At 65.7% G+C, this 14,448-nt stretch carries 14 protein-coding genes and 1 pseudogene; 4 read left to right on the forward strand and 11 right to left on the reverse strand.

Features of this window, described 5'->3' with window-relative positions; translation table 11 throughout:
• The 7 genes from DTW89_RS16165 to DTW89_RS16195 form a co-directional block, all read right to left on the reverse strand.
• Nucleotides 1-687 (reverse strand): PhnE/PtxC family ABC transporter permease (locus tag DTW89_RS16165; protein ID WP_114656681.1); only part of this gene is annotated, 687 nt, incomplete at its 3' end.
• Nucleotides 684-1,547: a PhnE/PtxC family ABC transporter permease gene (locus DTW89_RS16170; protein WP_201741024.1), complete on the reverse strand. Its 864-nt coding sequence runs from the start codon at nt 1,545-1,547 to the stop codon at nt 684-686. The genes DTW89_RS16170 and DTW89_RS16165, both read right to left, overlap by 4 nt.
• A gap of 21 nt (nt 1,548-1,568) precedes the next feature.
• A complete protein-coding gene (locus DTW89_RS16175) occupies nt 1,569-2,399 on the reverse strand; it encodes a phosphonate ABC transporter ATP-binding protein (RefSeq protein WP_114656682.1) in 831 nt (276 codons plus the stop codon).
• A 68-nt stretch (nt 2,400-2,467) separates the two neighbouring features.
• A complete protein-coding gene (locus DTW89_RS16180) occupies nt 2,468-3,340 on the reverse strand; it encodes a putative selenate ABC transporter substrate-binding protein (protein WP_114656683.1) in 873 nt (290 codons plus the stop codon).
• A 120-nt stretch (nt 3,341-3,460) separates the two neighbouring features.
• On the reverse strand, nt 3,461-3,793 hold the full coding sequence (locus DTW89_RS16185; protein ID WP_024813546.1) for a YnfA family protein: 333 nt from the start codon (nt 3,791-3,793) through the stop codon (nt 3,461-3,463).
• Nucleotides 3,794-4,014: 221 nt separating this feature from the next.
• Nucleotides 4,015-5,439 (reverse strand): FAD-binding oxidoreductase, encoded by a 1,425-nt coding sequence (locus tag DTW89_RS16190; protein ID WP_114656684.1) that lies wholly within the window; start codon nt 5,437-5,439, stop codon nt 4,015-4,017.
• A gap of 132 nt (nt 5,440-5,571) precedes the next feature.
• On the reverse strand, nt 5,572-5,943 hold the full coding sequence (locus tag DTW89_RS16195) for an EF-hand domain-containing protein (RefSeq protein ID WP_114656685.1): 372 nt from the start codon (nt 5,941-5,943) through the stop codon (nt 5,572-5,574).
• Between the two features lie 198 nt (nt 5,944-6,141).
• Between DTW89_RS16195 and DTW89_RS16200 the strand changes: the two genes are divergently transcribed.
• Nucleotides 6,142-6,717: a cob(I)yrinic acid a,c-diamide adenosyltransferase gene (locus DTW89_RS16200; RefSeq protein WP_114656686.1), complete on the forward strand. Its 576-nt coding sequence runs from the start codon at nt 6,142-6,144 to the stop codon at nt 6,715-6,717.
• Nucleotides 6,718-6,787: 70 nt separating this feature from the next.
• Here the strand turns inward: DTW89_RS16200 and DTW89_RS16205 are convergent, their stop codons facing one another.
• The gene (locus DTW89_RS16205) at nt 6,788-7,210 is read right to left on the reverse strand and encodes a hotdog fold thioesterase (RefSeq protein WP_114656687.1); all 423 of its coding nucleotides are present in this window, start codon (nt 7,208-7,210) and stop codon (nt 6,788-6,790) included.
• A 163-nt stretch (nt 7,211-7,373) separates the two neighbouring features.
• Between DTW89_RS16205 and DTW89_RS16210 the strand changes: the two genes are divergently transcribed.
• Entirely contained in the window at nt 7,374-8,531 is a 1,158-nt protein-coding gene (locus DTW89_RS16210; RefSeq protein ID WP_114656688.1) for an ABC transporter substrate-binding protein, read from the forward strand.
• Nucleotides 8,532-8,675: 144 nt separating this feature from the next.
• Here DTW89_RS16210 and DTW89_RS16215 read toward each other — a convergent pair whose 3' ends face one another.
• Together DTW89_RS16215 and DTW89_RS16220 are read right to left on the reverse strand one after the other, a co-directional pair.
• Entirely contained in the window at nt 8,676-10,199 is a 1,524-nt protein-coding gene (locus DTW89_RS16215) for an acetyl-CoA hydrolase/transferase family protein (RefSeq protein ID WP_114656689.1), read from the reverse strand.
• A gap of 129 nt (nt 10,200-10,328) precedes the next feature.
• Nucleotides 10,329-11,615, reverse strand: a complete 1,287-nt coding sequence (locus tag DTW89_RS16220; RefSeq protein WP_114656690.1) for a solute carrier family 23 protein — start codon at nt 11,613-11,615, stop codon at nt 10,329-10,331.
• Between the two features lie 222 nt (nt 11,616-11,837).
• Here DTW89_RS16220 and DTW89_RS16225 point away from each other — a divergent pair, with 222 nt between their 5' ends.
• Both DTW89_RS16225 and DTW89_RS20070 read left to right on the forward strand, forming a co-directional pair.
• Nucleotides 11,838-13,895, forward strand: coding sequence for an acetoacetate--CoA ligase (locus tag DTW89_RS16225; RefSeq protein WP_114656691.1), 2,058 nt, complete (start codon nt 11,838-11,840; stop codon nt 13,893-13,895).
• A gap of 188 nt (nt 13,896-14,083) precedes the next feature.
• A pseudogene (locus DTW89_RS20070) lies at nt 14,084-14,245 on the forward strand (double zinc ribbon domain-containing protein); the annotation flags it as partial.
• 19 nt (nt 14,246-14,264) lie between these two features.
• On the opposite strand, the gene DTW89_RS19785 reads toward DTW89_RS20070, so the two are convergent.
• On the reverse strand, nt 14,265-14,448 hold a 184-nt coding region (locus DTW89_RS19785), incomplete at its 5' end, for a hypothetical protein (protein WP_236637173.1).

Consider the following 14,448-nt stretch of genomic DNA (forward strand, 5'->3'; position numbering starts at 1 on the left):
GGCCCCCACCACGCCCAGCACGGCGGCGGCGCGGATGTTGTTTTCCCAGCGGTACAGCGTGTAGCTCAGCAACTGCGGCAGCACCTGGGGCAGGGTGGCATACAAAAACACGCGGCCACTGGCCACGCCGCGCACGCGCAGGGCAAAGCCGGGGCCCGGCGGGGCGTTTTCGATGGCCTCGGCAAACAGGCGGCCCAGCACGCCCGAGGTGTGCAGTGCCAGCGCCAGCGTGCCGGCAAACGGCCCCAGCCCGGCCGCGATCAGCAGCAAGGTGGCCCACACCAGTTCGGGAATGCTGCGCAGGGCGTTGAGCACCAGGCGCGTGGGGCCGCGCCAACGCGCCGGGTCGCCCTCAAACGCCTTGCTGGCGGGCAGGGCCAGCGCCAGGCCCAGCAGCACTGCCAGCAAGGTGCCCAGCGCCGACATGGCCAGCGTCTCCAGCGTGGCCCACAGCAGTTTTTGCAAAAACGCCGGGCTGGTTTCGGGCTGCAGCAGCTCGGCCAGAAACCGGCCCATCTTGGCCAGCGCCGGGGCGGACACAAACTGCGCCCACTGCAGATCCAGCGACCAGAAACTCAGGCCCACCAGCGCCAGCGCAGCGGCGGCCACGCACCAGCAGGCCAGGCAGCGCGGGGCTTGCGGCCGCCGTGGCGACGGGTGTGCGGCGGGCGTGGGCTGCGTTGTCATGCCAGCCTTTGCCGCAACCAGGCGCTGATGCGGTCCGCCAGCCAGACCAGCGCCATGAACACCAGCAGCATGGTGGCCACCTCGGCGCCTTCAAACATCTTCATCGAGGCGTCCATCTGCTGGCCCAGTCCGCCCGCGCCCACAAAGCCCAGCACGGCCGACGAGCGGATCGCGCATTCCCAGCGGTACACCGTATAGCTGGTGAGCTCGGCGGCGTTTTGCGGCAGCAGCGCATACAAAAAGGCCTGCAGCCGCCCGCTGCCGTTGCGCAGCAGGCTGGCGGCGGCATGGGGCTCGGCGCTGTCCAGGATTTCGGCATACACCTTGCCCAGCATGCCCGCAAAGGTCAGCGCAATGGCCAGCACGCCGGCCGTGGGGCCCAGCCCCACCACGCGCACAAAAACCAGCGCCCAGATCAGCTCGGGCACGCTGCGCAACACCACCAGCAGCCAGCGCACCAAGAGCCGCGCCAGCGCCGGCAGCGGCGCCATGGGGCCAGTCAGCGCCGAGATGGACAGCACCCGCACCGACAGCAGCGCCAGCGGCACGGCCAGCACCAGCGCCAGCGTGAGGCCTGCGGTGGCAATGGCCACCGTGCGCCAGGCCTCGCGCGCCACCAGGGCCAGAAACTCGGCGTCTAGCCGGGGCGGCACAAAATCCGCCAGAAACCGCAGAGAGGGCTTCAGCGCATCCGGCGCCAGCAGCAGCCAGGGCTTGAACTCGGTGAGCACCAGCATGGGCCACAGCAGCACCAGCGCCGCCGCGGCCCCGGCCAGGCGGCCGCGCCAGGCGGGGTCGCGCCGTTCGGGCGGCGGGCTCTTGTCGGGGGGTGCAGGCAGATCAGGCGACAGGGCAGTCATGGCGGCGAGAGGGCCCGTGGGTTAGCGGCACTGCATGGGCACGGGTGCCGCCGCCACAGGCACATCGGGGGCGGGCGGCGCCGTCTGGGCCAGCTCGTCCAGGTGCTGCGCATACAGCTGGTGCAGGTGCGCGGGCGTCACCTGCGCCGCAGGCAGGTCAAAGGCCAGCGCACCGTCGCGCAACCCGATCACGCGCGGGAAATGCGCCAGGGCCATGTCCACATGGTGCAGCGTGGCGACCAGTGTGGCGCCGCGCTCGTGGGCCGCCTGCGTGAGCGAGGCCAGGGCCTGCTGCGCACGCGCCGGGTCAAGCGCGGACAGCGGCTCGTCCACCAGCAACAGACTGGCCTGCGAAGCCAGCGCCCGCGCCAGACCCACCCGCTGGCGCTCGCCGCCCGAGAGCCGGTCTACCCGGTCGAACAGTTTGTCGGCCACGTCAAAATGCGCCAGCGCGGCCTCGGCCAGCCCGATGCCGGTGGGATAGACCAGGCTGCGCACGCTGGCCCACAGGCTTTCGTGCGGCAGGCGCCCCGCCAGCACCGCCGTCACCACACGCTGCCGGGGTGGCAGCGGCGGCACCTGGGGCGCCAGAAAAAGGCGACCGCGCAAGCGCTGCAATGCGCGGCGCGGCAATGCCCAGGGGTCGATGCCATCGAGCTGCAAGCTGCCCTCGTCGGGCCGCTGTGCGCAGGCCAGCAGCTGCAGCAGCGTGGTCTTGCCCGCGCCCGAAGGGCCGATCACCGCCACCTGCTCGCCCTGCGCCACCACCAGATCCAGGCCACGCAGCGCTGCGGGTGCACCGGCGCGTGCGGCCGGGTGGCGCACGGTGGTGTTGTCCAGCTGAACTTTCATGGGCAAATCAGGCTGCAGCGCTTATTGCAAAAGCGCAAGCAGCTATTAAAATAATAGCAAATACCCGTTCACTTGATCAGGCCCGCGCTGCGCGCTGCGGTTTCGATGCCCTTGTAGTTGCTGGCCTGGGTGGGAATGAAGCGCGTGGCGCGCTGCAGGTCCAGAATTTCCTTGCCCTCGGGGGTGTTGCGGTTCAGGTCGAGAAAAGCCTTGGTGAGTTTCTCGCGCTGGGCCACTGGCATGTCGCTGTGCACCGTCCAGTTGTAGTCAAAGTAGGCCGGGGTGGTGAAGATCACCTTCACTTTGCCGGTGTCCACCTTCTTGTCGGCCACAAACTTTTCCCACACTGAAATGTTGAGCGCGCCCGCGTCCACCTTGCCCGAGGCCACGGCGGCAATGGTGGCATCGTGCGCGCCCGAGTAGGCCACGCGTTTGAAGTCCTTGTCCGGGTCGATCTGCGCCTGCAGCAGGTAGCTGCGCGGCATCAGGTGGCCCGAGGTGCTGGATTGCGAGCCAAAGCTCACAGTCTTGCCCTTGAGGTCGGCCAGCGCCCGGATGGCGGGGTCGGCGCTGATGAACACCGAACGGAATTTCTCGTCCTCTTCGCGCTGCACCAAAGGCACCACCTTGCCGCCCGAGCGGATGCTGGCCTGCACAAAGGTGAAACCGCCATACCAGGCCATGTCCACCTGCTTGTTGGCCAGCGCCTCCACGGCGGCGGCGTAGTCCGACACCGGGGTGAATTCCACCTTGGTGCCCAGCTTGTGCTCCAGATACTTCACCAGCGGCGCGGCCTTGCGCGCCAGTTCGGTGGGCGATTCATCGGGGATTGCTGTGATCTTGAAGACCGCCTGGGCCTGCGCCAGGCCGGCCAGTGCCACCGCAGCGCTGGCGAGCACCGCTTTGATGAGGGTGCGGGTCGAAGGGGATGAACAGGTCATGAGGGTTTCCAGAAAGTGGGGCCGATGGGCCAATAGGCCAACGGGCTGGGGGAGGTCGGTGATTGTCGCGGGTTTGGCCGTACCGGCGCCGCACCCGACGAAGCATCTGCGATGCTCAGTTCATGCACTTCGCGGGGCAAACATGATGACCCCCATGCCTGCAAGCGCCAGTGCCGCGCCGGCAATGTCCCACGGCGTGGGGCGAACACCGTCCACCGCCCACAGCCAGACAATGGCCACAAAAATATACACGCCCCCGTAGGCGGCATACACCCGACCAGACGCCGTGGGGTGCAGCGACAAAAGCCAGGCGAAGGCCGCCAGGCTCAGTGCACCAGGAACGAGCAGCCATGCACTTTTGCCGTGGCTGAGCCAGAGGCTGGGCAGATAGCAGCCCACGATTTCTGCCAGCGCAGTGACAAGAAAGAGCAGGACGGTTTTGGTTTCAGGCATGGCTTTGATCGCGCGGGGAAAGGCAAGGGCAGGGCAGCGATGCAGCGCAGGCGCCAGCACCGGCGCGGGGCACATCGGGTGTGCGGTGCGTGGCCGGGTCGCAGGGCCATCGTACCGCGTTGGTGGGGCTCTGTTTTAAGGTAAAAGTGCCTGTGGCGCTTATGTTTAAAGCGCTACTAGCTATCAAAAATGGAGTGTTTCGCGTGCGGGCTGCCTCGCACTCACAGCGCAAAGATCTTCCCCGGATTCAGGATGTTCTTCGGGTCCAGCGCGCGCTTGATGGCGCGCATCATGTCCACCGCACCCACGCCCGTTTCGTCCAGCAAAAAGCCCATCTTGTGCAGGCCCACGCCATGCTCGCCGGTGCAGGTGCCGCCCATGCTGAGCGCGCGGGCCACCAGCTTGTGGTTCAGGGCTTCGGCGGCAATGCGCTCTTGCGGAATGTTGGGGTCGAGCAGGTAGCCGAAGTGAAAGTTGCCGTCGCCCACGTGGCCGACCAGAAAGTAGGGGATGCCGCTGGCCTCGGCCTCGTCCACCGATTCGAGCAGGCAATCGGCCAGGCGGCTGATGGGCACGCAGGTGTCGGTGCTGATGGCGCGGCAGCCGGGGCGGCTGTGCACGGCGGCAAAGTAGGCGTTGTGCCGTGCGGTCCACAGGCGCGTGCGCTCTTCGGGCGTGCTGGCCCATTCAAAGGCGTTGCCGCCAAACTCGCTGGCGATGGTCTGCACGGTTTCGGCCTGCTCCTTCACGCTGGCGGGCGAGCCGTGGAATTCCATCAGCAGCATGGGTTCTTCGCGCAGATTCAGCTTGCTGTGCGCGTTGACCATGCGCACGCTGTGGCGGTCGATCAGCTCCACGCGCGCAATGGGCACACCCAGTTGAATGGTCTGGATGGTGGTGCGCACGGCGGCCTCGATGCTCGGAAACGAGCAGATGGCCGCACTCACGGCTTCGGGCAGCGGGTACAGGCGCACGGTCACTTCGGTGATCACGCCCAGCGTGCCTTCGCTGCCCACCATCAGGCGCGTGAGGTCGTAACCCGCAGCGCTTTTGCGCGCGCGTGTGCCGGTGCGAATCACTTCGCCGCTGGCGGTGACCACTTCGAGCGCCAGCACGTTTTCGCGCATGGTGCCGTAGCGCACGGCGTTGGTGCCGCTGGCCCGCGTGGCGCTCATGCCGCCAATGCTGGCGTCGGCGCCGGGGTCGATGGGAAAGAACAGGCCGGTGTCCTTGATGGCTTCGTTGAGCTGCTTGCGTGTGATGCCGGGCTGCACCGTCACCGTGAGGTCGTCGGCGTTGATGCTGAGCACCCGGTTCATGCGGGCCACGTCGATGCTGATGCCGCCCTGCACGGCCAGCAGGTGGCCTTCGAGCGATGAGCCCGCGCCGTAGGGAATCACGGGCACTTCGTATTGGTTGGCCAGGGCCAGCGCATCAGCCACGTCGCGCGTGCTTTCTGCAAAGACCACGGCCGAGGGCGGGGGCGCCTGCAGCGAGCCTTCGTCGCGCCCATGCTGTTCGCGCACCGCTTGCGCCAGCGAGCACTGCGCGCCAAACCGGCTTTGCAACGCGTCGATCAGCGCCTGCGGCACATCGCGCAAGTGAATTTGGGGCAGCAGGTGCGAGGCGGTGGCAGGGGCGTTCATGGCGGTCTCCGGGTAACGCAAAAGAATACCACCGGGCACCCGCAAATGCGCCGCGATGGGGCGGGTAAGCCCGATCGCGGCGCTGCGCTTTCAACTGGAGTGGCGGCTATCGCGCCGCCGGCGTATCAACGGTCAGGACTTGGCGCCTTTGTCGAACTCGGTGTGCGACAGGCTCCCGTCACGGTCGGTGTCAAGCTGCTGGAAACGGTTGCCAATGGCTGGCAGTGTGGCGGCTTCCAGGGGGCTGAGCTTGCCATCGGCATTGGCGTCGGCCCGGTCAAAGGCGGCTGTGGCCGATGAGCCCTTGCCGGGGCCAGTGGAGTAGTGGGGAGAGCTTGGAGAAGACGAATTGCCGGGTCCGAAAGACGCCCCCCCTTGTGCCTTGGGCGCTGCGCCCGGTGCGGTCTGCGCCTGCAGGGCAGCGCCGCCGCCCAGAGAGAGTGCGGTGAATAGCAAAACGCTGCGGGTGTCAAAGGCAAAGGTGCGGCGTGAGGTGGCTTTCATGGGATGAAGAGCTCCGTCAAAGTTGAACAGGGTTTCATTGCACCGCAGCATGTCGTGCCTGACCAGCACTTTTGCCTGCTGTTGCCCCAGCCAACATTTTCCTGCGCGGTGTAAGGGTCTGCTTACGGTCTATGGCCCTGTGCAACACGCCTTCAAACGCGGTATCGGACAATGCACGCTGCAGCACAAGGAACACACATGGGCAACCGACTCACACAGATCGCCACGCGCACGGGCGACGATGGCACCACCGGCCTGGGCGACAACACGCGCGTGTCCAAAGACAGCCCGCGCCCCCACGCCATGGGCGATGTGGACGAACTCAACTCGCACCTGGGCCTGCTGCTGTGCGAGCCACTGCCGCAGGATGTGCGCGAGCTGCTGATCGATGTGCAGCACCAGCTGTTCAACCTGGGCGGCGAGCTGTCGATTCCGGGGTTTGAGTTGCTCAAGGACGAGGCCGTGTTGCAGCTCGATGAGGCGCTGGCGCACTACAACGCCGCGTTGCCGCGCCTGCAAGAGTTCATCCTGCCCGCCGGAACGCGCGCCGCCGCCCAGGCCCATGTGTGCCGCACCGTGGCGCGCCGCACCGAGCGCGCCGTGGTGGCGCTGGGCAAGCAAGAGGCCGTGCGCGAGGCCCCGTGCCACTACCTCAACCGGCTGTCCGACCTGCTGTTTGTGCTGTCGCGCGTGCTCAACCGCATGGATGGCGGCGACGACGTGTACTGGAAGAGCGAGCGGTTGGCACGCAGCGCATCGGAGAGTGCTGAGTAACGCTATTTTTTTTGATAGCTGTTTGCGATTAATCCACGGGCGTCAGAGCCTGATTTGAGTGGGAAATTAATTAGCGCGGCGCCAGGATCGCCATGGTGATGCGCGAAACGCAGGTCACCTCGCCCGCGTCGTTGACCATGTCGATCTGCCACACCTGCGTGGTGCGGCCAATGTGCACGGCGCGCGCCGTGCCGGTCACCCAGCCGCTGCTGGCGGCGCGAATATGATTGGCATTGATGTCCAGCCCCACGCCGCGGTGGCCCTCGGGGCAGGCATAAAAGGCGCCGATGGAGCCCAGGGTTTCGGCCAGCACCACGCTGACCCCGCCATGCAGGATGCCAAAGGGTTGGCGGGTGCGCTCGTCCACCGGCACGCGTCCGCGCAGAAAATCGTCGCCCACTTCGGTGATTTCGATGCCCAGGTGCGTGGCAGCGGTGTTGGCGTTGGTCTCGTTGAGCAGAGACAGCGAGATGGGTTTCTTCCAGATGGACATGGGTTCCTTCAATGCATGGGTAAGGGTGCGCAGGATGCGGGTGGAGAGTGGCCGACTAGAATGTAAGGTTTCCCGGAAGCTGGTAACTGGCTGAACTCGTCACCCGCAGGGGCTGTGCACCGGGCATTTGTCATTGTGCTTTTTTCCCGGAGTCCGGACCCTCATGCAACGTCGCCAATTTGTCTCTCTTGCCCCTGGTGCTGTGGTCGCTGCTGCAGCAGCACCCGCTTTTCTTCGCAATGCCTTTGCCCAAGAGGCGGGCATCACCGGAAAAACCCTCACCATTGGTTGCTCGGGTGCCCTCACGGGCCCGCTGGCGGGGCTGGGGCAGGACGTCAAGCTGGGTGCCGAAGCGGCGCTGGCCCACATCAATAGCCGGGGCGGCGTAAACGGCCGCACGCTGCAGTTCAACATGGTGGATGACGGCTATGTGCCCCAGCGCACCACGGACAATGTCAAGCAGATGCTGTCGCAGGGCAGCGCCTTTGCCTTGCTGTCGTGCATTGGCACGCCCAACAACACGTCCATCCTGCCACTGATCGAAGAAGCGGGTGTGCCATATGTTGCGCCCATCACGGGAGCATCGTCGCTGCGCAAGGGCGCGCGCTATGTGTTCCATGTGCGTGCCAGCTACACCGATGAGGTGCGTCGCCTGGTGCAGCGCCTTGCCGGCATGGGTCTCAAGAGCATTGGGGTGGTGTATCTGGACAACGGCTACGGCCGCGAAATGCTCGAGGACGCCACCCGCTCGCTGGCCGAGCAAAGCCTCAAGCCCTCGGTGCAGGCCGCGCTGGCCACCGATGGTGCCAACCTTTCGCAGGTGCTGGCCCAGGTGGCCGAGGCGCGCCCGGCCGCCGTGCTGCTGGCAACCGCCGGCAGCGTGTCGGTGGAACTGGCGCGGGGCCTCAAGAAGAATGTGCCGGGCGTCCTGATGGCCGGCGTGAGTGTGACCCTGACCAGCGACGGCCTCAAGAAGCTGGGCGATGCCGGCAGCGGCATTGCCATCACCATGGTGGTGCCCGACCCCAACCGTGCCAAGACGCAAGTGGTGCGCGACTACCAGGCTGCCATGCGGGCGCATGGAAAGCAGGAGTTCACCCAGGGCAGCCTGGAGGCCTATGTGAATATGCGCGTGCTGGCCGAAGGGCTGGAGCGCGCAGGCGCTGACCCGACGCGTGCCAAGCTGCGCAACGCGCTGGCAGGTATTCGCAACTGGGATCTGGGCGGGTTTGTTGTGGACTACAGCGGTCAGTCCCCCTATGTGGGCTCGCGCTATGTCGATCTGGGGGTGCTGGGCGGTTCGGGGCGTTTCCTGGGCTGATCTCGGCCAGACCCACAGCCCAGAAAACGGGCGTTGGCACCGGCGCAGTGCCGGCGCCTATGATCATCCGCCAGGCCGGCAATCGTTGCGCCGCCAGCCCCTGCGCAGGGGCGGGGACACGCCCATGCCACGCTTAGGTCCCGCTCAGGCAGGCGCTCGCATCGACCCTGTTTCCACAAAGCGCTGGTGCCACGACAAGGCCTCGTTCAGCAGGTGGGGTGTGTGCAGGCCACCCGATGAATGCTGGGCGCGGTCAAAGTAGTCCTGCAGCATGGGCCGGAAATCGGGGTGCGCACAGTGGTCGATGATGATCTTGGCGCGCTGGCGCGGCGAGAGGCCACGCAGGTCGGCCAGGCCTTGTTCGGTGACGATGATCTGCGTGTCGTGCTCGGTGTGGTCCACATGCGAAACCATGGGCACGATGCAGCTGATGGCGCCGTTCTTGGCCACCGAGGGCGTCACAAAGAACGAAAGGTAGCCATTGCGCGCAAAGTCGCCCGAGCCGCCAATGCCGTTCATCATGCTCGTGCCCATCAGGTGGGTGGAGTTGATGTTGCCGTAGATGTCGGCCTCGATCATCGAGTTCATGGCGATGATGCCCAGGCGGCGCACCAGCTCGGGGTGGTTCGAAATTTCTTGCGGGCGCAGGATGATGCGCTCGCGGTAGAAGTCGATGTTGTCCTCGAAGTCCTGCAGCGCGCTGCGGCTCAGCGAGATGGCGGTGGCTGAGGCCTTGCTCATCTTGCCCGCGCGCAGCAGGTCCAGCATGCCGTCTTGCAGCACTTCGGTAAAACCCAGCAGGTTCTCGAACGGGCTGTGCAGCAGGCCTGCCAGCACGGCGTTGGCCACGTTGCCCACGCCCGACTGGATGGGCAGCATTTCTTTGGGTAACCGGCCCATCTTCATCTCGTGCGCGAGAAAGTCGATGATGTAGCTGGCAATCTTGTTGGAGTTCTCGTCCGGCGTGGCGAACACGTTGTCGCGGTCGCCCTTGTGGGTCTCCACCACGGCAATCACCTTGGCCGGGTCCACGCGCAGATAGGGCTGGCCGATGCGGTCGTCCGCATGGGTCATGTTGATGGGCACGCGGCGTGGCGGGATGGCGGTGCCGTAGTAGATGTCGTGCATGCCTTCCATCTTGGCGGAGGGCTTGGTATTGACTTCGAGGATCACCTTGTCGGCAATCTCCAGCCAGGTCTTGTTGTTGCCCACGGCCGCAGCGGGGATCAGCAGACCGTCTGCCGTCACGCCCAGCACCTCGATCACCGCAACGTGCAGGGGGCCGAGAAAGCCAAACCATGCGTGCTGGGCGACGTGCGACAAGTGCATGTCGATGAAGTCGATCTCGCCCGTGTTGATCTTGTTGCGGCAGATGGGGTCGGTGTTGAAAGGCAGGCGCTGGCCCAGGGCGTTGGCCGCGGCCAGGGCGCCATCAAGCTCGGGGGCGGTCGAAGCGCCGGTCCAGAGGTTGATCTTGTAGGGTTTGCCGGCGGCATGCTCGGCCTTGGCGTGGGCTGCAAGGGCCTGGGGCACGGCCTTGGGGTGGCCCGCGCCGGTGAAGCCGCTCATGCCGACGTTGGCGCCAGCGGGGATGAGCGCCGCAGCCTCTTCGGCCGACATGACGCGTTCAAGAAAGGCAGGGTGGCGTACCCGATCGGCCAGAGACATGGGGAAAACTCCGCAACGGTGAATGGGCGCCGGCGCGCACGGCGCGCCAGGCAAATCCTTTGATCTTACCCGGGACGGTCAGATATATAAGGGTTTACCCGAGATCGGCGCCGACCGGTCGGCGCGCCTTCAGCTTTTGCGGTTGAGCAGCGCGTACAGCACGATGGCGCCAAAGGTGGCGGTGCCGATGCCGCCCAGCGCAAACTGGCCGAACTTGAGCGTGAAGTCGCCCGTGCCCAGGATGAGCGTGATGGCGGCGACGATGAGGTTCTTGTTCTGCGAGAAATCGACCTTGTTGTCCACCCAGATCTTGGCACCGGCCACGGCAATCAGGCCAAAAACCACGATGGACACACCGCCCATCACCGGCAGCGGAATCGCCTGGATCACGGCGCCAAACTTGGGGCTGAATCCCAGCACCACGGCAATGAGCGCCGCCACCAGGAACACGGCGGTCGAATAGATCTTGGTGGCCGCCATCACGCCGATGTTCTCGGCATAAGTCGTAACCCCAGTGCCGCCGGCGCCGCCGCTGACCATGGTGGCAATGCCGTCGCCAATGAACGCGCGGCCCATGTACTGGTCCAGGTTCTTGCCGGTCATGGCCGTCACGGCCTTGATGTGGCCCAGGTTTTCGGCCACCAGGATGATGGCCACCGGGGCAATCAGCAGCATGGCCGGGCCGCTGAATACGGGTGCCGAGAAGCCCGGCATGCCCACCCAGGGCGCAGCCAGCACGGCAGAGAGGTCGAGCGGCTTGCCCAGGCCCAGGCCGTTGGTCAGCACGGCGTAGATGATGCTGGCCACGATCAGGCCCACCAGAATCAAGAGGCGCTGCACCATGCCGCGCGTGAGCACGGCCACCAGGCCCACGCTGACAAACGTCACCACCTGCATCCAGCTGTCAAAGTTGCTGGCCGCCATGTTCTTGATGGGGATCCCGGCCAGGTTCAGGCCGATCACCGCCACCACCGAGCCCGTCACCACGGGCGGCATGAAGCGCTCGATCCAGCCCGTGCCGACCATCTGCACGATGACGCCGATCAGTGTGTACACCGCCCCACAGGCGATGATGCCGCCCAGCGCCAGGCCGATATTGGCATTGGGCCCCTTGCCCGCGTAGGCGGTGGCCGCAATCACCACGCCGATGAAGGCAAAGCTCGACCCCAGGTAGCTGGGCACCTTGCCGCCGGTGATGAAGAAGAAGATCAAGGTGCCAACGCCGCTCATCAAGATGGCGAGGTTCGGGTCAAAGCCCATGAGGATGGGGGCCAGCACCGTGGCGCCAAACATCGCAATCACGTGCTGCACGCCCATCACCGCCGTCTGCGGCCAGGGCAGCCGCTCGTCCGGTCCGATCACGCCGCCCTGTTGCAGCGCGTCGGCGCTTTTCTCCCTCCAGGTCATAAAGCCCATGGATATTTCTCCGTTGTGAATTGATGACGCGCATGGTAGGGGATTTGGAGCGGGTTCACGATCTCCCGCAGGCCGCGCCGCTGTCTTTTTGGGAGCGGATGAACGGCGCGGGGCAATCGCTGCAAACCTTGCCGGTGCGGTGGTTGGGTTGTCGCGCCAGCGACTGGGTACGCGGTAAAACCCCGTGGCGCCGCGCGCTGCCGCGGGGCTAGGCTTGCCGCCATGAGTGCTCCCTATATTCCCCAGATACGTCTCTACCAGAACTGGCTGCGCGAACAGCGTGGCCTGGAGTTTTCCGATTACGACGCGCTGTGGCGCTGGTCCACCACCGACCTCGACGCCTTCTGGCAAAGCATCTGGGACTATTTCGACCTCCAGTCACCTACGCCGCACAGCGCCGTGCTGGCGCACAACCGCATGCCGGGCGCGCAGTGGTTTCCCGGCGCCCAGGTGAACTACGCGCGCCAGGTGCTGCGCCATGTGGATGCCGCCCATGCGGCGGGCGTGCCGGCCATCGTCAGCAGCAACGAAAAGCGCGCGCACCGCGAGATGTCGTGGCCCGAGCTGCGCCGCCAGGTGGCGTCGCTGGCGCTGCACCTGCAGGCCCAGGGCGTGCAGCCCGGCGACCGCGTGGCCGCCTACCTGCCCAACGTGCCCGAGACCATGGTGGCCTTTCTGGCCACGGTGAGCATCGGCGGCGTCTGGAGCCTGTGCGCGCCCGACATGGGCACCCCCGCCGTGCTCGACCGCTTCCGCCAGATCGAACCCAAGGTGCTGATTGCCGTGGACGGCGTGACCTACGCCGGGCGCGACCACGACCGCCTGGGCGTGCTGGCCGAGCTGCGCGCCCAGCTTCCCAGCGTGCAGCACACGCTGCTGCTGGGTAACTTGAATGCTACGATTTCAATAGCTGACGGCGCAAACTGGACAAGCGCTACAGGCCAAAATGACCATGAAACGGATGCGTTTGAGCCGCTCTGGCTGCCGTTCGACCATCCGCTGTGGATCGTCTACTCCAGCGGCACCACTGGGTTACCGAAGCCCATCGTGCATGGCCATGGCGGCATGGTGCTGGTGCAGCTGCAACTGGGCGCGCTGCACAACGACCTCGGCTGCAGCTACGCCCCCAACAGCCGGGGCGAGCGCTACCACTGGTACAGCTCCACCGGCTGGGTGATGTGGAACGCGCAGGTGGGTGGCCTGCTGGCGGGCACTACCTGCGTGATCTTTGACGGCAATCCCGGCGGCAGCAAAGAGCACCCCGACTGGGCCCTGTTGTGGCGCTTTGCCTCCGAGACCGGCGTGACCTTCTTTGGCGCGGGCGCGGCCTTCTATGCCAACTGCATGAAGGCGGGCATCACGCCCGCGCAGTGCGGCAACCTGTCGTCCATCCGCGCGCTGGGCTCCACCGGCTCGCCGCTCAGCTCCGAGGTGCAGCAGTGGGGCACGGACTTCATGGCACAGGCGGGTGTGCCCGACATCTGGTGGAGCAACATCTCGGGTGGAACAGATTTTGCCGGCGCCTTCATCGGCGGCCACCGCGAACTGCCGCAAACTCCCGGCAAGATGCAGTGCCGCATGCTCGGCGCCGCCGTCGAGGCCTGGGACGAGCAGGGGCGCCCGGTGCTGGACGCCGTGGGCGAGCTGGTCTGCACCCAGCCCATTCCGTCCATGCCGCTGTACCTCTGGGGTGACGACAGCGGCGCGCGGTATCTGGCGAGCTATTTCGACATGTACCCGGCGGGCCACGGCCGCCAGCCCGGCGGCGGAGACGGCCCGGCCAGCATGGGCGCCGTCTGGCGCCATGGCGACTGGATCCAGATCGGCAGCGGCGCGGCGGCAGGCTGCGTCATCTACGGCCGCTCGGACGCCACCATCAACCGCCACGGCCTGCGCATGGGCACCAGCGAGGTCTACAGCGCCGTCGAATCGCTGCCCGAGGTGCTCGACAGCCTGGTGGTGGACCTCGAATACCTGGGCCGCGAGAGCTACATGCCGCTGTTCGTGGTGCTGCGCCCCGGCCATGTGCTCGACGACGCACTGCGCGCGCGCATCCACGGCGCCATCCGCACCGCACTCAGCCCGCGCTTCGTGCCCGACGACATTTTTGCCGTGGCCGAAGTGCCGCGCACCCTCAGCGGCAAAAAGCAGGAGCTGCCCATCAAGAAACTGCTGCTGGGCCAGCCCATCGAGAAGGTGGTGAACAAGGATGCGATGGCCAACCCACAGTGTCTCGATTGGTATGTGGCGTTTGCGGAGCAGCGCGCCATCACGGTGTGAGCCTTGTCCGGTTGGTGTTGTGAAGTAGCGACGTAGAGCTTCAGCGCGGGGATGGCGGCTACGTCCTGTGTCCAACGCTGTCCCAGGTTTTGCTTTTCTGTTGCGTGAATCCTGCACCAAGAAATAAAAATAAAAGAGCCTGTCGGGTCTTCCCGTATATTCGCAACATTAAGTAAATTAATCACTTTATGCTTTGCAACCACTGCGGAAATACGCTGTCCGAAAGCGCCAAATTTTGTGGGAAATGCGGTCAGTTGGTTGGACCAAAAGGTTCCGCGCCAGCAATTCAACCACTTCATCGGACTTGCCCCGCATGTGCCGCCGAATGCAAGCCTGAAGCCAAATTTTGTGGCAAGTGTGGCTGCAATTTTAGTGTGGCTGCAGGGCTGGGCGTGACAGCTCCAGCTCCAGCTCCAGCTCCAGCTCCAGCTCCAGCTCCAGCTCCAGCTCCAGCTCCAGCTCCAGCTCCAGCTCCAGCTCCAGCTCCAGCTCCAGCTCCAGCTCCAGCTCCAGCTCCAGCTCCAGCTCCAGCTCCAGCTCCAGCTCCAGCTCC

Origin of the sequence: Acidovorax sp. BoFeN1 (genome assembly GCF_003345135.1) — a bacterium.
Lineage (GTDB): Bacteria > Pseudomonadota > Gammaproteobacteria > Burkholderiales > Burkholderiaceae_C > Acidovorax > Acidovorax defluvii.